Below are 18542 nucleotides of genomic sequence, written 5' to 3' on the forward strand. Positions count from 1 at the left end.
ACATTCTTCAAAAAAGCCCGCAAAACCTAAACCTTATGTCTTTGAAAAGCACTGTCGAATCTGCTGAGGAAAAAAAATCATTCAAACCTTCACTAGGACTCATGGACGCGACAATGCTGGTCGCAGGGAGCATGATCGGGTCGGGTATTTTTATTGTGAGTGCAGATATTACCAGGAATACCGGCAGTGTGGGATGGCTGATGTTTGTGTGGCTGATTACGGGCTTCATGACATTGACTGCCGCATTAAGCTACGGCGAGCTGAGCGCCATGTTTCCCAAGGCGGGTGGGCAATATGTTTATTTAAAAGAAGCATATAATTCATTAATCGGCTTTCTGTACGGATGGAGCTTTTTTACGGTCATCCAAACTGCCACGATTGCAGCAGTTGCAGTGGCGTTTGCCAAATTCACGGCTTACCTGCTGCCGATGTTCAGCGAAGATCTGGTGGCGATAGATCTGGGTTTTATCAAGATTTCACCGGCGCAGTTACTGTCCCTGGTGCTCATTGTTTTACTGACGTTTATTAATACACGTGGTGTAAATGGCGGTAAAATCATCCAGACTACATTTACATTGACGAAATTATTAAGCCTGCTAGGCCTGATCGTTTTCGGCTTGCTTTTTATGAAACCGGAGATTTGGGCAGCAAACTGGGATTCAGCGACGATGTGGGACCTGCACAAACTGAATATCGACGGAAGTATCGAATCTTATACCACCATAGCCGCTTTCGGCGCAATTGCCGCCTCAATGGTAGGTTCTATTTTCAGCAGTGATTCGTGGAATAATGTAACTTTTATAGCGGGGGAGATAAAGAATCCGCAGCGAAATATCGGGCTCAGTCTGGCATTAGGTACTATCATCGTCACGGTCATTTATGTGCTCACCAATGTGATGTATACGGGTGTTTTGTCCCTGCAGGAAATTGCTTCTTCGGATAAAGACCGCGTAGCTGTTACGGCTTCCAATGTGATTTTCGGAAATGCCGGAACGATCATTATCGCGGTGATGATCATGATTTCGACCTTTGGTTGTAACAACGGGCTAATCATGTCCGGTGCGCGGGTGTATTATTCGATGGCCAAAGACGGTATGTTTTTCAAGAAAGTAGGAACGCTGAATAAGAACTCCGTACCTGAATTTGGGCTGTGGATCCAATGTGTGATCGCCTGTTTGTGGAGTCTGAGTGGAAAATACGGCAACCTCCTGGATATGATTTCTTTTGTGGTCGTGGTATTTTATATGCTGACCATCATCGGGATTTTTATATTAAGAAAGAAAATGCCTGATGTGCCTCGTCCGTATAAAGCATTCGGTTATCCCTTTCTGCCTATTATTTACATCATTATGGGTGTTGCATTCTGCGTGTTACTGATCATCTATAAACCTGAATATACCTGGCCTGGATTAATCATTGTACTGCTCGGCATTCCGGTTTATTACTTTATCGGGAAGAAAGATATTACTACGGATAACGTCTAAACAAGCGATTGCGTCGGAGCTATTCACAGAAAATGACTCCGACGCCTTTTACGTTTTTCAAACTGATGATACTGAATGCGAGGACACCGAATTGAAGTGGTGAATGTTAGATCTGTCGTACTCAAACCTGAAAAAGATACACAAACCCGGCATTGTTTGCATTACGCCAAATCACCGCAGCGCCTCCACTTCCGTCACTTCCTTCGGCAAATGCTTCCCTAAAATCCTATTACCCCGTTCTGTTATCAAAACATTATCCTCAATACGAATTCCTGTAAAATCGCGCAGCATTTCCAGCTTACTGTAGTCTACAAAATCAGCCAGTTTATTCTCTGCTTTCCAGCGGTCTATCAGTGTAGGGATCAGGTACAGGCCGGGTTCAACGGTTACTACAAATCCAGGTTCCAGCGCGCGGCCGAGGCGGAGGGATTTCCAGCCGAATGTGGTTCCTTTCACCAGGTCTTCGGTATAACCGACATATTGCTCGCCAAGATTTTCCATATCGTGTACGTCCAGCCCGATCATGTGGCCGAGGCCACATTGGAAGAATAGGGTGTGCACATCATTTGCAACCGCTTCTTCGGGATCGCCCTTGACAACGCCCAATGATTTGAGCCCTTCCAGCAATTTAGTCGCGGCGAGTTTGTGCACATCTTTAAACAAAATGCCAGGCTTGCAAGCTTCGATAGCCGCATTTTGTGCATTCAGCACGATCTGGTACATATCCTTTTGCAGCGGCGAAAACTGTTTTCCCATCGGGATAGTCCGTGTCAGATCTCCGCAGTAGCGCATGGCAGTTTCGGCACCCGCGTCGCATAAGCCCATCTGTCCTTCGCGCATCACCAGGTCGCGGGTGTGGGTGTGCAGGATTTCTCCATTTACCGTCAGGATAATTGGATAAGAAATGTCGCCACCGGCACCTATCGCAATACTTTGCAGTTTTCCGGCCACTTCTTTTTCCGTCATACCAGGACGCGTATTGCGCATAAAATCGAGGTGCATATCCACCGAGGTATTCACCGCTTTTTCCATTTCAGCGATTTCCTCCGCAGTTTTATAATTGCGCATGGAAACAATCGCTTTAATCAGCGTCACAGAAGCTTTTTGCGAAGCCTCAGCTGGCGATACCTGCAACCATTCCTGCAATTTTAAAGTATGTTCAGCCCGGTAGGGAGGCAGGAAATGTACCTGCTGTTTTCTGCCCAAAACATTTTTTAAAAAACCATCGATAGCAGCGAGCGGCATTACCTGAGACACGCCCACTTTCGCAGCTTTGTCAACCAGCGGCTCTTTCGGGCCGGTCCACACAATATCATCGATGGTCAGCTCATTGCCGAATACGATTTCCTGGTCATTATCAATGTCAATCACCGCGTGAATGGAAGGAATATCCAGGCCGAAATAGTAAAGAAAAGAGCTGTCCTGCCGAAATGGGTATACATTATCCCGGTAGTTCATGCCCGAATCTTCATTGCCGAGGAACAGGACCAACCCGCCTCCGACTTTCGTTTTCAGTTGTGTGCGTCTTTGAATGTAGGTTTCTTTGGAGAACATGGCTTGTGGTGTTTAATGCAGTCGCATTCCGGTAATGCGCGATTTGCAAATTTAAGTTTCTATGTAAATGAAAAAAATCTTGCTCTTAAACATCGACTGTTTTCGAGCAAGATTAAAACTACTAACCTAATCAGAATGTAAATATTAGTAACCCGGATTTTGTTTCAGGTTGGTATTTTTGTCCAGCTCGCTTTGCGGTATCGGAAACAATGCACGTTGCGCAGCCTGTGGACGGTGGTTGAACCATTTTTTCGTACCAAAAACTCCAAACCGGATCATATCCTGGCGACGGTGTGCCTCCGCAGCAAACTCCCACCCAAGCTCGTCGAAAAAGCGGCCAAACTTCACATCGTCGCCACCCTGGCGCTCGGTAATCGTCCCATCGACCGCCTGGTAACCATAATTGTATTTGCTGCCCTTCGCCAGATCTGCGCCGGTAACGGTCGCCTTCGCCGGGTTGTTTTTAAATGCGCGTTTGCGTACTTCTGTCACGATCGCAGCAGCTTCTTCTGCTTTTCCAGTCCGTAAAAGTGCCTCCGCTTTGATCATCAGCACATCCGCATAGCGTAGAAAAGGAAAGTCGTTGTCCATGCTGTTGGTCACATTCGGCTTGATCTTGTATTTGCCGATACGATACCCGTCCGAGGAAGCCGTTTTCTCCATTGTCGGCACTGCTTTGCCATACGTGATCACCACAGCCCCGGTAGACGCGTTTTTCTGCGGGCCCATGATCCAGGTATCTGCCAGGCGGCTGTCGTCAGCGTCATAGGTCTCGATAAATTGCGGAACGGCGCAGTTTCCACCCCACGGACCGGCATTCATCGGGTAAACTGTCCGGCTTAGTGGGTCGAGCGTTTTCATGTGGATTATGTTACCAACTCCATAGATTTCGTCGTAAGGAATAGCAAAAATGATCTCTTTGGAATTGAAATTCGTCCAGGTGAATATGTCGGAATAATTGGCGTCCAGCACATATTTGCCACTTTTGATCACTTCATCAGCCTGCTCGATAGCCTTTGCCCACTGCGGTGTACCGGTGTAAACTTCCGCATTGAGGTAAATTTTCGCGAGCAAGGCTTTTGCTCCCCATCTGTTCAGCTGGCCATAAGTAGTGGCAGCATTCTCGCTCAGATTGGGTATTGCATCGCCCAATTCTTTGATAATGAAGTCGTATACTTCTTTGCGCGTACTTTGCTTCGGCAGACTGATATCTTTAAAATCCGTAACGATAGGCACATTTCCGTGATTATCGAGCAGCAGATAATAGGCCAGCGCGCGCACCGCTTTCAATTCGGCAATCGTATTTTCTTTCCCGGTCGTAATAGGAATCTCCCCGCTTTCAATCTGAGAAATTACACGGTTGGCAGTCGTAATGCTGCTGAATGAGCTGAACCAGGTATTTGCCGGCTGATCCTGCAACGACGTCCAGGTGTGGTAATGCATTCGTTTATAGGTACCAGCATCATCCCAGCCATTTGGGCGGGAGGGCGTAATGATGGCGTCGGCGGCTTCTTCCTGCAAGTCGAAATAGCCTTGCCAGCCTGCCATAAGGCTTCTCAATGAAGAGTAAACGGGGGCTACGATCGCAGGCAAATCCTTCTCGGTCGGTTGGTAGCTGCTGGCGAGTACCTCGGAATAAACCTGTTCTTTCAGGTCCGTGCAGGAGTACAGGGAGGCAGCACTCAGTACCGACGTGAGCAATATATATTTGGCGTTTCGGTTTTTCATTTTTTTGAAAGTTTGTTGTGGATCAGAATGTTACGCTAAGTCCGGCAGTGAATGTGCGGGTTGTGGGATATTTATCGCGCTGATCGCTTCCTGGAAAAAAGCCGGTCATCGTCATACCTTCGGGATCTATGCCGGTGTAACCTGTAATCGTGGCCAGATTGAGTCCCGAAACAAATACGCGCGCATTTTTCATACCTTTTATCAGGTTCTGAGGCAGGGTATAACCCAATGTCACATTGTCGATTTTCCAGTAGTTCCCGTTTTCAATGTAATGCGAAACGTATACTAGATCATTGTTCAAAACCTTCCCGTCAATCAGATCGTAGGCGGTATTCAGCATATTGTATGCCTTGTTTTTCGGGTTGTTGTAAAACATACTCTGGAAATTCAGAACATCATATCCGAACGCTCCGCGCATGTTTACTGCCAGGTCGAAGCTCTTGAATCGCACCGAGTTGTTCCAGCCTACATTGTGTTTTGGAATACCATTTCCGTAGTATTGACGGTCTTCAGGCTTCGCTTCGGCAACCGGGATTACTTCGCCGTCTTTGTTCTCAACTAGCCAGCCGCCTTTTTCATCTACCCCCACACTTTTCCATACAAAAAACCGTCCGATCGGCTCGCCGACTTTTACGCGGTGTGTGCTGATCTGGATCGGCTCGCCGGTGTACCCTGCATCAAAAAAGTCATTGGAAGCCTGAAACTGGTCGTTTGAAAGACTTACCAGCTTGTTGCGGTTGGTAGAATATGTAAATCCTGAATTCCACTGCAAGTCAGCTTTCTGTATCGGAACCAGGTTCAGCAGGATTTCAAGACCTTCATTCTTCATGGTACCTGCATTGATAAACATCGAGCCGGTGAGGTAAGGCGGTACGGGTACGGGGAAATCGTAAAGCAGGTCTTTCACTTTTCTGCTATACAGATCAATTGAGCCGCTGATTCGGTTCTTCGCAAAACCAAAATCAACCCCCGCATTCACCTCTTCTTTTTTCTCCCACCGCAGGTTCGGATTGAAGTTTCGCGCAGGCACGAAGCCTGGTACCCATTTTCCACCAATAAATGCACCCTGGTCGCGGCTGAAATTGTAGCTGATCTGAGACAGATAAGGCGAGTTGGCGATCGTGCCCGTCACACCCACACCGGCACGCAGCTTGATCTCGGAAACGCCCGTCAGTCCGGCCATAAACCGCTCTTTGCTGATCCGCCAGCCCACAGAAGCAGCAGGGAATGTACCCCATTGATTGTTGATCCCAAACCGGGAAGAACCCTCGCGGCGCACACTCGCCATAAACAGGTATTTTTCGTCCAGACTATAAGTTAACCGGCCAAAGAAACCAGCCAGCTGCCATTTGTTCTTGGTACTTCCCATTGCAGCCTGGCCTTTTTGCAATGCGCCGCCGGCGCCAAGGTTGTTCCAGTCGTAGGCATCAGTCGGGAAATCCCAGTTGCTCGCGTCGAATGCTTCATAGGTTGCATCCTGCCAGCTATAACCGCCCAGCAATGTAAAACGGTGTTTTCCGAACGACTTGGCGTAGTTACCTGTAAATTCCAGGAGGTTCTCATTGTTCGCATACGTGTTGCGGAAAGCAGTCGCATTCTGGTTGCTAATCCGCGTATTGGTGTGGTTGAATGTTGTCGAGCCGCCTTCGAGATTACTGTTCTGCACATTTGAGACTAACAGCTTGAAATTCAGGTCAGAAATAGGTGCATAGTCTACGCTTCCGCTCATTCTCATTTCTTTGAAAGAAGCATCATAATTGGATTCGTAGATCCTTGAAACCGGGTTTTCGTAGAAATATCCGTCTCTTTCCTGCCACGCGCCCGTTTCGGTCTTGACGCGATCAGTCGGGTTACGGATAATCGCCTGGCGGTAAATGTAGCCGTAAGCCGCATCTTCGTTAGCCGGGGTCACCGCGCCATTGGTGCGGGTAATGCGGTTAATGATCTGGAAATTGGTTTTCAATTTATTGTCGAACATGGCGTGGTTCAGATCTGCACGGCCGGTGAACCTGTTTTGTCCTGATCTCAAAAAGATACCTTCCCAGTTGCGATAGTTCACAGATCCTGTAAAATTGGTGGTACTGTTTCCGCCGAGGAAAGTCAGGTTGTGGTTATGGCTTACTGGCTTTTGCATGATCTCGTCGAGCCAGTCGGTGTTGCCGCCGTAATCCGTATAGTCGATTCCTTCACTGATTTTCCGCCGGTAATCATCGCCAGTCAGCAGTTCCGGTCTGCGCGCGATTGTCTGGATATTTACATAATTGGAATATTCAACAGTCGCACGGGAGTTACTCCGGTTCTTTCTGGTAGTGATCAAAATAACCCCGCCGGTAGCGCGCGTTCCGTAAATAGCCGCCGCCGATCCGTCTTTCAAAACGTCAACAGACTCAATATCCTCAGGAGCAACCGTATTCAGCCCGCCGGGAATACCATCGATCAGAACGAGCGGGTCGGAGTTTCCGTTGATCGAGTTGATACCTCTCAAATTGATCTGGGTGTTCGAAGTAGGAGAGCCGCTGGGCGTGGTAATACGGAATCCCGCCACTTTTCCCTGTACGAGCTGCGCCGCGTCGCGCACTGTCCCTTTAATAAAATCTTCTCTCTTAATACTTGCAACCGAGCTGGTCACATCGCCTTTTTTTTGCGTTCCATAACCGATTACCACCACTTCCGAAAGCTGCTTCTGATCGGGCGCCATTTCAATGGTCAGCTCGCTTTGGCTGCCTACCACCACTTCCTGACTTGCGTAACCAATGTAGCTCAAAATCAAAGTTGCCTGATCAGGAATGGTCAGTTTAAATTTTCCTTCGGTGTCAGTGGCTGTTCCAATGGTATTATTTCCTTTCACAATAATAGTCACACCCGGCAGCGGGTTTTTATCCTCGGCGGATACGATCTTGCCCGAAATCTCGCGCTCGGCAGCCAGCAGCTGGCCAGATAATAGGCATACCAGTGCGAGACTGCAAAGCAGCCGGCGCGGTATTTCCTGGATCAGGTTGGATAATAGTCTATTCATGTTTTTTGTGTTAGATGGTGAAAGAATTTTCTGGTATAACTATCAGGTATATACGTTTATGCGTAATCGAAAGCTCTTACTGCGTTACCGTCACCTTATTCCGGCCTGGCGGATTTACGCCCAATAATTTGCTGACAAAAAAGTCGCGTTTTTTGCGTTTTCCGTAAGTGCCGCCGTCGCTGTGCCCCATTCCCGGAATTGTCAGTAATTCAAAATCTTTATTCGCCTTGATCAATGCGTCGGCGACGCGGTAGGTCGATTCCGGCGGTACATTGGTGTCGGCCTCGCCTACGATCAGCAGCAGATCTCCCTGTAATTTGGCTGCATTGGTCACATTGGATTGTTCGTCGTAGTGCTTACCGACGGGGTAGCCCATCCATTGCTCATTCCACCACTGCTTGTCCACGCGGTTATCGTGACAGCCGCAAGCCGAAACTGCCGCGTCGTAAAATCCGGGGTGGAAAAGCAGCGCGCCGAGTGAATTCTGTCCACCCGCTGAGGTGCCGTAAACACCCACTTTTGTCGAATCAATGTAGGGGTATTTGGCTGCCAGAGACTTCATCCAGGCAATGCGATCTGGGAAACCGGCGTCGGCGAGGTTCTTCCAGCATACATCGTGAAATGCCTTTGAGCGATTAGCAGTGCCCATTCCGTCCATTTGAACGACGATAAATCCCAGCTCGGCCATACTCTGCATCTCGCCGTAATGCCTGAATGCTTTTGGTACAAATGAATCCTGCGGACCGGCATAAATGTTCTCGATGATCGGGTATTTTTTGTTCGGATCGAATTGGCTTGGGCGGTATACAATGCCCCAGATATCCGTTTTTCCATCGCGACCTTTTGCAGTAAAAATCTCCGGCAGCTTAAAACCAAACGAGAGATATTGCGAAATGTCCGACTCTTCCAGCTTCATCACCAGCGACGCGTTCGAGGTTTTGCGCAGTTCCATTATTGGCGGGCTGGTCATGGTGGAGTAGGTGTCGATATAGTAGCTGCGATCCGGTGAAAATGCCAGTGAATGCGTTGCTTTTACATGGTTGGTAAGTTTCACCAAGCCTGTCCCGTCGAACTTAATGCGATAATAATGAATGTGATACGGGTCTTCCTCCACATTCATTCCATTAGCCCTGAACCATACTTCGCGCTTTTGGGTATCAATGCTGTCAATGTCCCGAACCACCCAGTCGCCTTTGGTAATCTGGTTTTTGATCTTGCCCGATTTTTCATCGACCAGGTACAGATGCCGCCAGCCGTCTTTCTCCGAAGACCATATGATTTCATGCTGCTTGGGCAGGTAATGCGTGTAAATCAGGTTTTGATAAATGAAAGTCTTAGTCTGTTCGTCGATGATATTTTTGGTATCACCATTCGCAGCATTCACTTCGATCACCCTGAAACGCTGGTGGCCGCGGTCAACTTTTTCGTAGGTAAAATGTTGCGGATCACCTTCGCGCCAACGGATCACCGGCGCATTGAAAAAGTCGATTTTCTCAGCCTTAACCTTAACGAGATCCCGTGTCTTAGCATTAATTACAAACATTTCATAGCTCGTAAATTCATCGCCCGGCTGTGCATAACCCCGCGTTTTTACCTCGCCTCTTGTCGTATTCGGGAGAGAAGAAAGAATGTAGCTTACCTTCCTTTCTTCTTGTTTATCAATGCGATAGCAAACAATATACTGTCCGTCAGGTGACCAGCTCAGTTCACCAAACGGTCGAAGCGGATTGCCTTCATAAGTAAGCTGCCGGATGCTTTTTCCATTCGGTTCACTCAGGTAAATGTTGCCGTTTCTGACAAACGCTTTTTGCTTTTTATCGAACGAAATACTGTCCGCTCGAAAAGGCCGCCACCGGCTCGATGGTCTCGTCCAGCCGATTTCTTTTGGCTCATCAACAGCGGGTATTTCTACTTTTTTGGCAGTATGCAAATTGGTATCATAGGCGAACCATTTGCTTTTTGCCTGAATGTAAATGGCGTTTTTCGCACGATCGAACCGCAGCTGCTGCAACATTAGCTTCGTCGCAGAAAATGTAGTATCCGCCGCCTGCGACAATGCTTTTGCTACTTTTTCATTTTCAAATGCCTTTGACTTTTTCCCTTTTACCGCATCAACGTATATGTACTCTGTCAGGCTGTCTTTAAGGATATTTTTGTACCAAAATGACTTTCCATCTGCCTGCCAGCCAGGTTGAATACTTGCCTTCAGGACAGAACCTTTGGTGAGAGAATCCATCAATTCCATATGCTTGTAAGCATTCGAAATTTCCTCTTTGGTTGGCTGGTAAGCCGGCAATTGCGCCTGGCCGACCTGCGTTAGCAAACACAGCACAACCAAGGTTCCGATCTTTCCTTTATGAAAGTTAAAGAAGCTCATTTACAAGATTTTACAGGGTTTTTGGATGATGAGGACAATAGTAGGCCTGTCTGCCTTTTCGGGCAGAATACGGACTGTTAAAACTTTAAAACAAGAATATGCTCCTATTGTCTATATGTAAAATTAGACCTAACCCCGAAGATAAACTTGGTAGAAATTAGCGGCTTTTTTACCGATATTAACTTAAATCAGGCTGAGCTTTGGCAATCGGAGCAATTTGAAGGATTTTATTTGGCGGATTTGGGGGAATGGAGAATTTACGGGAAGTAAAATGAAAAGGGCAAGTTGTAATATAACATTAAGGGAACTCTTATAAGCAGTTGAGGAAACTTTGGGAGTTCGTAAAGCTGATGAACACAAAAAGGCGTACCGGCATCCTTCTGTTGCCTATACATGGTCAATGAAAGTTACTTGTATTTGCTTAATCAGGTAACCCAGCTATTCTGATCATCTCTTTCGCCTTTGCAGCTTTTTCCTTGAAAAGTGGCTGACCATCATACTTACCATCCAGTTCGGGCGAAATCTTAAAGCCTTTTGGAAGCTTTATGCCGGTATTTAGCTCTTTTGTTTTCATAGTAATCAAATTTACGATTTTCTTTTGACTAAAAAGCCTTCATACTCAACCCCTTTTTCAAAGGAATTCCATGTGTTGTCGGCGTATCCCCAGATTAGGAAATCACGGCGAATCATTGTCAGGTTATTACTAATACCTATTCGATAAAGCCTTGTACGTGATCGAGTGCTTCCAGCGATGGTGACAAAGGTGTTAGGGTGGTGATCAGTAAAAATATACAATGTCCCAGCAACCGTCGCCAGCACCTTTTCCATATCTCCGTTATCTGAAACAGCCAGATCATCCAACTGCCCGGTTTTAACGTTATAATCTCCAAAACCAAGATTGAATAAATTTTTCTCTAGATGAGAATAGTTAACTGCCTTAGGTACAAGTCCTTTTGAGCCAACACTTACAAATTCAAAATTCTGAAAGTTTGCAGATGCCTTTACTTCGTAACGATTTTCGAGCATTTATGTTGGCAGGAGTAGTATTACGAATTGGGTCCATCCCGCTTCTCGCCAAAGCTATAAGATGACATAGCATCTTCACGCTATTTTCCCTGCAAAATTCTCTAACGGTAGTGATGAAAAACTTGCCGGTAAATTCGCTACCTCTTCTCCAAAACAACCGTCACCAGCCCGCGCGCCGGCACTGCTATACCCTTACTCCAATCCTTGCTCTTCCCAAACCTCATATCCACACCCTTCTCCGCAGTAGTCGTATAACTTTCAAACTCTTTTTTCAACTTGAATCCGGTCAAATCCAGCTTCAAATCGCGTGGGTTCCCGGTGTAATTGATCGCCACTAAAACAACCTGCTTTTCATTACTGTATGCCGTTACCATTACATCCTGCGCAATTTGTACTGGGGTTAAATTGTCGTTTCTGCCAATTTCCATGCGCTGCATGCCGGGGCGGATGAAGCGGCTGTAGTGGCCCAGTGCCCAGAGGTTTTTGGTGCTGGTTACCTCGCCGTCGGTGTATTCTTTATTGGCGGGTTTCAATGCGATGACGTAATATCTGGTGTCAAAATCTGCGCTGCCGGGTTCCCAGCTGTTCCAGAGTTGCCAGGCGGCGGCGTTGCCGTAAACCAGGTCGTCGTGGATGACTTTGGAGAGGAACAATGCGCAGTCGATTGCCGGGATTCTGCCTTTTTTGCCTTCGTTGTACCCGTCGGCGAGCATGGAATATTCGGTTTGCCAGAAGGTTACATCGTACTTTCGGGCAGTGTCCGCTACGTGTTGCCGGATCGCGATGCGGGCGCTGTCGCCTTTGTCGGTGAAGTAGCTATGGCCGCCGATGAGTTTGGGTAGATGCTTCAAATTCGTCAGCTGTGTGGCGTTTGAAGGATTAAAGAATGCCTGGATCTGCCGGGACGCGTGCCCGTTTTTACCATATAAATAATCGAGCTGAGCTGCTTCCGTGATCAGAATTTTAGAGTCCAGTTTGTTTTTAATCAATGCATTGTTGAGCTCTCTTGTGATCCTGCCGATATCCTCATTTTTCCACGGAGTTCCTTCCTGTTTCGCGGGCGAGCCCACGGGGTGCGACCAGTCCCATTGCGGCTCATTAACCGGACTGATGTAGTCGAAATGCAAACCTTCCTCATCAAAATGCTTCAAAACCGTCGCCAGAAATGTAGCGTAAGCTTCGTATTTATCATCTTTCAGATTCGTCACATAATCCTTTTCAGTTTTGTAACCGAGGCCATTTTTGGTGAACTGAACCGGCGGGGTATTCGAAAAGGCAATCAGGTTTTCTACACCATAGTCCTTTGCTTTTTTTGTAAACCATAAATAACCTGATTGTTTGCTCCAATCGTAAGTTCCGTCGGGATTCAGGAAGCTTTCGACTCGTTTACGGAAGTCACTGATCCCGCTGCTGTCACCTTGCTCGGCTGTACCACCGCCGATATTGAAGCGCCAGGCTGATAACCCTATCCCTTTGGGATTTCCGTTTTTGTCCATTTCCTTGCTAAACAGCCATTCCGCCATTTGCTCCCGGTTTTCTGCCGGCCAGTTTTTACCAATACCTTCCGAAAACCAGGCGCCGGCTGCTCCGAAATTATCAATGCGCTGGGCAGTTTTTTGTGCGTCAATTTTGATAACGAGCGATTTTGGATCTTGAGAAAAAACAGAAGTCGCGAAAAGGAGAATAAAAACTAAAAAACTGAAACTGCGGAACATATCAGAAAAGTTTAAAACCCATTGCCAGCAGCACGATCACAGCGAGCCAGCCGGCAATTTGAAGAAAAGTAGAATGCTTATAAGTACCCACCAACCGTGCTTTGCGACTGGCAACGAGTAGTATCGACAGTGCAACCGGCAGAACAAACCCATTTAACGTACCCACGAAAATGAGCACTTTCACCGGCCTGCCTACCAGAAGAAATATTACCGTCGAAATGAAAATAAAGATGATCGTGAGCCAGGTGTGGTGTTTTTCAAATGCCGGGTGAAATGAGCGCACGAAGGAAACCGATGTGTAAGCCGCGCCGACTACCGATGTGATCGCCGCGCACCAGATCATTAATCCGAACAATTGTCTCCCGAAGCTGCCAGCTGCGGTTTCAAAGACAGAGGCGGTGGGGTTTTCGGGATTAATATTCGCTCCCGCCATCACAATACCCAGTGTTGCCAAAAACAGCAGATACCGGATTACGGCAGTGACCAGAATGCCCGTCGAGGCACTGCGATTGACAAGCGGAAGATCCTTTTCACCACGCAAACCGGCATCGAGCAGGCGGTGCGCGCCGGCAAATGAAATGTAGCCGCCTACCGTCCCGCCAACGAGGGTTAATGTAGAGATTGAGTCAAATTGGGTTGGAATGAAAGTATGGGTTACTGCATCTCCGAGCGGCGGGTGAGATGTAAAAGCTACGTAAAGGATGAGCATAATCATTACAAAGCCCAGGATTTTGGCAAAAGTATCCATTGCTTTCCCGGCTTCTTTGAAAAGAAAAATCCCGATTGCAATAGCGGCGCTGGCTGTGGTTCCCGTTTCGACTGGAATACCCGTCATCGCTTCAATCCCAAGACCTGCCCCTGCGACATTGCCAATATTGAATGCCAGTCCGCCTACTACGATCAGCAGCGCAAGCAGATAGCCTAATCCGGGAAAAAGCTCATTGGCAAGATCTTGTGCACGTTTCCCGGATACGGTGATGATTTGCCAGATGTTGTATTGAACACAAAGATCTATAATCACCGAGATCAGGATTACGAAGCCGAAACTGCTTGTGAGCTGCTGGGTGAAAACAGTTGTCTGCGTCAGAAAGCCCGGCCCGACGGCAGAGGTGGCCATTAAAAATGCAGCGCCGAGAAGTTTGTTTCTGTTTTTCATTTTTTGATTGCCACGAATGCATTCGTGCAACATTCGTGAATTCGTGGCACTAAGAATTACCCCAACCCCCACCACCAGGCGTTTCAATGATCAGAATATCACCTTTTTGAACTTCCAGACTGCATATACCCTGCAGTTCCGAAATTTCACCCTCAGAAACCAACGTATCCTTCCCGCACAATCCGGCCGCACCGCCATGAAGTCCGTAGGGTGCCTGCTTTCTATGTTGACCGAGCAATGTAACCCGCAAAGGTTCAAGAAACTGTATGTTACGAACAATACCGTCGCCGCCATTGAATTGCCCTTTCCCGCCTGAATTTTGACGAATGCCGAATTCAAGCAAACGCACAGGATACTTTCGTTCCAGTTGCTCAGGATCGGTAATGCGCGTATTAGTCATGTGCTGGTGCACCGCCGACCGACCGTGAAAACCATTTCCAGCGCCGGTACCACCGCCGATCGTCTCATAATAGCCAAACTTTTCATCCCCAAAAAGAAAATTATTCATCGTCCCCTGACTGCACGCGGCGAGTCTGAAAGCTTTCAAAAGTGTATCGACTAGCCGCTGACTTATCTCGGTATTACCACCCACCACAGCCGGACATTCAAATGGATCGTCCGAAAAATGCGGATGCAAAAAGCTGTTGTCAGGCAGCTTGATCTCCACTTCCCTCATTAAACCATCATTTAACGGAATTTCTTTTCCTACCAGCAATCTCAAAACGTACAGAATCGCGCTGTACAGAATAGAAATATTTGCATTCAGGTTATTAGGATGGACATTGGAAGTGCCTGCAAAATCAAAAAGCTGCTTGCCGGGCTTAATGGAAATGTGAACCTGAATCTGATGTCCGTCGTCGAGGTATTCTATGGCTTCAAATTCCTGCTCAAGCAGCGGCTCCATGGCGCTTTGCAGTTGCAGCGCCGCAGTTTCTTTGAGCATTTGCATATACTTTTTCACTTCTGTCAGTCCGTGCGTAGCCACCAATTTCAAAAACTGCTCGCTACCTTTTCGAAGTGCCGAAAGTGCGGCGATCATATCGGCTTCATTTGACAGAAACGAACGGGTAGGGTAGGGATTTTCACAAAATAACTTTCGGATACTATTCCACTGATATTCACCTGACTTGACCAGATATTGGGGTAAAATCACAACGCCTTCTTCGGCCAGACAAGTCGCATCGGGCGGCATCGAACCCGGCGTTTTTCCGCCCACTTCTGCGTGGTGCGCGCGGTTGATTACGTAGCCGATGCATTCATTTTCATTTGTAAAAACACCGGAAATCAATGTGATATCGGGTAAATGCGAGCCGCCGTAACGCGGGTGATTGGTAATTACTACGTCGCCCGGATGAATTGAAATAGCTTCAAGCACTAACCTTCCGCAAATGCCCATACTACCCAAATGCACGGGAATATGCTGGGCGTTCACCAGCAATTCGCCTTCTGCATCGAGTAGCGCGCAGGAAAAATCGAGCCGCTCTCTGACATTCACCGAAAATGCAGTCCGTTGCAGCTGAACACCCATTTCCTCTGCAATTGCTTTGAAACGATTTGTGAAAAGTTGCAGCGCTACCTCTTCGCTATGTTGTTCTTTATCAATGGTTTTTGCCTCTATTTTGAAAATAATTGCTTCCTTATTTTCCTGTATCACAAGCTGCCAGCCAGCCGGAATGTAGGAGGTAGAAGTGTTGTTCAGCAAAATTGCAGGACCTTCAATTGCGTCGCCGACATGGAGTAAGTCCCATTCAAAAATCTCAATGGTTTTCTTTTGGTCAAAATAGGGTATCAACTCTTTGCTGGCAGCCGCTCTTTCGCCTTCTTTTCTAATATTGGTTGGGTCAAAATGCTGCGCGGCTTCCTGGATTTTGAGCTTGACACTTTCCAGTTCCACGATCATATTTTCGGGATAGTAACCAAACTGGGCACGATACGCCGCTTCAAAGGCAAGAAGGGTTCCATCTCCCTGGTACGGTATTTCAATCACATTCTCCTGACCTGAAAACCGGAGGTAGCAATTGAAAAAGGCTATTTCCGTCGCATACACGCCCTGCATGCTCAACTTATCTTCGCCCGCCGCGATCAACTCTCGTTGCATAGCGACAATATGCGATTTGGCTTCTTGCCAGGGTAGCAATATCTGTTTCGCCTCAATAGTACTCAACAGCGCCTCGCCCATTCCTACTGCGCTGAAAAGTCCTGCGTCGTAGGGGATAATAACCCTCGAAATGCCCAGCAGCTCGGCTAGCTGACAGCTGTGCAAGCCACCGGCGCCGCCGAAAGTGATCAGAGCAAAATCTGCCGGATTAATCCCTTTTTCCACCGAGATCTTGCGAATCGCGTCGGCCATTTTTTCGTTGGCGATGCTTTCCAGTCCGGTCAGTATTTCGAGTGAAGAAAGCCGGTTGCCCGTTTTTTCCTGAATGGAATCCTGCAATTTTTTCAATCCAAAAATTGCAGCGTCCGGATTGATCGGAATGCCGAATTTGGAAATATCCAGCTTGCCTAGCAGCAGGTTCACATCTGTAATCGTAAGCGGCCCGCCCGCTCCGTAACAAGCTGGTCCCGGTGCAGCGCCCGCACTTTCAGGCCCTACTTGCAGAGAAAATCCGTCAAACCAGCAAACTGAACCGCCTCCTGCTGCTACGGTTTCAATGGCGAGCGTCGGGTTATGAAATTCGATCCCGTCAATTTCTGTCACGTATTTTAGCTCTGGCTCTCCGTCGATGAGCGCAGTGTCCGTACTTGTCCCGCCCATATCGAAGGTAATTGCCTTGGGAAAACCAAGTCGCTTAGCCAGATTTGCCGCCGCGATCATTCCGCCCGCCGGGCCGCTCAGTAAACTGTCTTTGGCACGAAATCCGTTCGCCTCTGCCAGGCTACCTGTGCTGGTCATCACTTTCAAACTGCCGCTATGCAGCGAAGCTTTGATACTGGTCAAATACCGGTCGAGAACCGGATCGAGGTACGCATTGACGACGGCAGTTTGCGTGCGTCTGAGGTAATGTGAGAATGGAAAGAGGCTTGAAGAAGCTGAAATGTACTTTGCTCCCGACTTTTTCAGTGAGTTGATAATTTCAATTTCATGTGCATTGTTTTTGTAAGAATGCAACAGAGAAACAGCGACTGACTCGTAATCAGTCGCTAATTCGTCGTCTTCTAAACTTGGTTGAAGTAAAATATTCCCGTCAGCATCCATTCTTTCGGTTATCTCCAGCACTGCTGCATATAGCAATTTAGGCTCCGGGATATTCAGTTGAAATAGTGACGGACGCTGCTGATTTCCAATATACAGCAGATCTTTAAAGCCTTTTGTGACTAGCAGCAACGTTTTTGCACCCTTTCTTTCCAGCAGCGCGTTGGTTCCTTTCGTAGTACCCAGCCGCATTTCAATAGGAGGCAATGCATTATGGATCGGAGTTTGCGTCAGAAGTCTGGCAGCCAGGATCGGCGCTTCTTCTCCGGTAGTAATTTCGAAATCGGCAGGGTTATCGAGAGGGAGGTCATCGGCAAGTGTGAGGGTATTGTCGCCATAGTTGACAGCTTTTAACTGACTGGTTATACCAGCTATTTCAAACGAATAGCCATCGAGGAGGTTAGTATCGAAATGCCAGTTTACTTCAAAATAATACGTAAACGGAGCCGCCTTACCCATGATCCTTCCCCTCAAACAACCTGAACTCAAAACCTTAATCCGGCTCTTTTTTCCATCCGGCGCAATCGCCAGACAATCCGTAAATGTCCCTCCGGTATCGATCCAGATTTTCCAGGGAATAGGGTAACTATTCAAAATGATTTAAAGATTTAGAGAAATGACAATTTAGGTGCAAATAGTTTGAAAAGCTGTGACTCAGCTAGTATTTTGACAAAAAAATAAGCTATGATTATAGGCCGGATCGTAATCATATTTTGTCTTTCAGAATCTAAATCTTTATCTTTAAATACATCATAAAGGAAATCCGCTATGGAAGTTAAAGAACGAATTGTCAGCCAAATCAATCAGATTGATGACGAAGCTTTGCTTTCTGAGCTTGAATTGATCCTTGTCAATCTTGTATCTGACAGTCAGGTACCTTATCGGCTTACTGATCAAATGAAAGCTTCCATTGACCTTGGAGAGGCTGATTTTCGTGAGGGCAGAACTGCTGAACACAATCATTTAATGAATGAAATGAAGGAATGGCTGAAAGAACGATAACCTGGGCTAGAAATGCCTCGATTGAATTACGTTCCATTCTTGAATTTTATGCAGAAAGAAACCAGAGCACTACTTACTCCCAGTGGCTGCTCAGGGAAATGAATTATCGCGCAAGCTTGATTGCTCATTTTCCTAAAATTGGTAGGGTTACAGATCGTAAGGATATACGTATTTTTCCTTTTCAACATTACGGGATTTTGTACAAATTCTCAGAGAGCAAAATCCATATTTTATCGGTATGGGATTTTCGGAGAAATCCTGACGATCGGATTGACAAGAGATAAATAT

Annotated in this window: 12 protein-coding genes; 3 read left to right on the top strand and 9 right to left on the bottom strand. The window is 47.1% G+C overall.

What is annotated here, in order from left to right; genetic code table 11:
- The first annotated feature begins 35 nt into the window (after positions 1-35).
- Positions 36-1484, top strand: a complete 1449-nt coding sequence (locus FXO21_RS12875; protein ID WP_225865672.1) for an APC family permease — start codon at positions 36-38, stop codon at positions 1482-1484.
- A gap of 171 nt (positions 1485-1655) precedes the next feature.
- Here FXO21_RS12875 and FXO21_RS12880 read toward each other — a convergent pair whose 3' ends face one another.
- The 9 genes from FXO21_RS12880 to FXO21_RS12915 form a co-directional block, all read right to left on the bottom strand.
- The gene (locus tag FXO21_RS12880; RefSeq protein ID WP_149640453.1) at positions 1656-3038 is read right to left on the bottom strand and encodes an aminopeptidase P family protein; all 1383 of its coding nucleotides are present in this window, start codon (positions 3036-3038) and stop codon (positions 1656-1658) included.
- 144 nt (positions 3039-3182) lie between these two features.
- Positions 3183-4766: a RagB/SusD family nutrient uptake outer membrane protein gene (locus FXO21_RS12885; protein ID WP_149640454.1), complete on the bottom strand. Its 1584-nt coding sequence runs from the start codon at positions 4764-4766 to the stop codon at positions 3183-3185.
- Positions 4767-4788: 22 nt separating this feature from the next.
- Positions 4789-7782, bottom strand: coding sequence for a SusC/RagA family TonB-linked outer membrane protein (locus tag FXO21_RS12890; protein ID WP_149640455.1), 2994 nt, complete (start codon positions 7780-7782; stop codon positions 4789-4791).
- Positions 7783-7858: 76 nt separating this feature from the next.
- Positions 7859-10159 (bottom strand): S9 family peptidase, encoded by a 2301-nt coding sequence (locus FXO21_RS12895; protein ID WP_149640456.1) that lies wholly within the window; start codon positions 10157-10159, stop codon positions 7859-7861.
- 421 nt (positions 10160-10580) lie between these two features.
- A complete protein-coding gene (locus FXO21_RS28755; protein WP_192579212.1) occupies positions 10581-10733 on the bottom strand; it encodes a hypothetical protein in 153 nt (50 codons plus the stop codon).
- Between the two features lie 11 nt (positions 10734-10744).
- Complete coding sequence (locus tag FXO21_RS12900) at positions 10745-11185, bottom strand: DUF6934 family protein (protein WP_149640457.1); 441 nt, start codon at positions 11183-11185, stop codon at positions 10745-10747.
- Between the two features lie 137 nt (positions 11186-11322).
- Complete coding sequence (locus tag FXO21_RS12905) at positions 11323-12900, bottom strand: glycoside hydrolase (RefSeq protein WP_149640458.1); 1578 nt, start codon at positions 12898-12900, stop codon at positions 11323-11325.
- 1 nt (position 12901) lies between these two features.
- Positions 12902-14056, bottom strand: coding sequence for an NRAMP family divalent metal transporter (locus FXO21_RS12910; protein ID WP_149640459.1), 1155 nt, complete (start codon positions 14054-14056; stop codon positions 12902-12904).
- Between the two features lie 49 nt (positions 14057-14105).
- On the bottom strand, positions 14106-17846 hold the full coding sequence (locus FXO21_RS12915) for a hydantoinase B/oxoprolinase family protein (protein WP_225865673.1): 3741 nt from the start codon (positions 17844-17846) through the stop codon (positions 14106-14108).
- A 174-nt stretch (positions 17847-18020) separates the two neighbouring features.
- Here FXO21_RS12915 and FXO21_RS12920 point away from each other — a divergent pair, with 174 nt between their 5' ends.
- Together FXO21_RS12920 and FXO21_RS29210 are read left to right on the top strand one after the other, a co-directional pair.
- The gene (locus FXO21_RS12920) at positions 18021-18254 is read left to right on the top strand and encodes a hypothetical protein (protein WP_149640461.1); all 234 of its coding nucleotides are present in this window, start codon (positions 18021-18023) and stop codon (positions 18252-18254) included.
- On the top strand, positions 18236-18538 hold the full coding sequence (locus FXO21_RS29210; protein WP_149640462.1) for a type II toxin-antitoxin system RelE/ParE family toxin: 303 nt from the start codon (positions 18236-18238) through the stop codon (positions 18536-18538). Before FXO21_RS12920 ends, FXO21_RS29210 begins: the two co-directional genes overlap by 19 nt.
- Positions 18539-18542 lie beyond the last annotated feature (4 nt).

Source organism: Dyadobacter sp. UC 10 (assembly GCF_008369915.1).
Lineage (GTDB): Bacteria > Bacteroidota > Bacteroidia > Cytophagales > Spirosomataceae > Dyadobacter.

What these genes read in the sequence shown, in the direction of transcription:
- FXO21_RS12875 (WP_225865672.1), top strand. Translation starts at nt 36, where the DNA reads ATGTCTTTGAAAAGCACTGTCGAATCTGCTGAGGAAAAAAAATCATTC.
- FXO21_RS12880 (WP_149640453.1), bottom strand. Translation starts at nt 3,038, where the DNA reads ATGTTCTCCAAAGAAACCTACATTCAAAGACGCACACAACTGAAAACG.
- FXO21_RS12885 (WP_149640454.1), bottom strand. Translation starts at nt 4,766, where the DNA reads ATGAAAAACCGAAACGCCAAATATATATTGCTCACGTCGGTACTGAGT.
- FXO21_RS12890 (WP_149640455.1), bottom strand. Translation starts at nt 7,782, where the DNA reads ATGAATAGACTATTATCCAACCTGATCCAGGAAATACCGCGCCGGCTG.
- FXO21_RS12895 (WP_149640456.1), bottom strand. Translation starts at nt 10,159, where the DNA reads ATGAGCTTCTTTAACTTTCATAAAGGAAAGATCGGAACCTTGGTTGTG.
- FXO21_RS28755 (WP_192579212.1), bottom strand. Translation starts at nt 10,733, where the DNA reads ATGAAAACAAAAGAGCTAAATACCGGCATAAAGCTTCCAAAAGGCTTT.
- FXO21_RS12900 (WP_149640457.1), bottom strand. Translation starts at nt 11,185, where the DNA reads ATGCTCGAAAATCGTTACGAAGTAAAGGCATCTGCAAACTTTCAGAAT.
- FXO21_RS12905 (WP_149640458.1), bottom strand. Translation starts at nt 12,900, where the DNA reads ATGTTCCGCAGTTTCAGTTTTTTAGTTTTTATTCTCCTTTTCGCGACT.
- FXO21_RS12910 (WP_149640459.1), bottom strand. Translation starts at nt 14,056, where the DNA reads ATGAAAAACAGAAACAAACTTCTCGGCGCTGCATTTTTAATGGCCACC.
- FXO21_RS12920 (WP_149640461.1), top strand. Translation starts at nt 18,021, where the DNA reads ATGGAAGTTAAAGAACGAATTGTCAGCCAAATCAATCAGATTGATGAC.
- FXO21_RS29210 (WP_149640462.1), top strand. Translation starts at nt 18,236, where the DNA reads ATGGCTGAAAGAACGATAACCTGGGCTAGAAATGCCTCGATTGAATTA.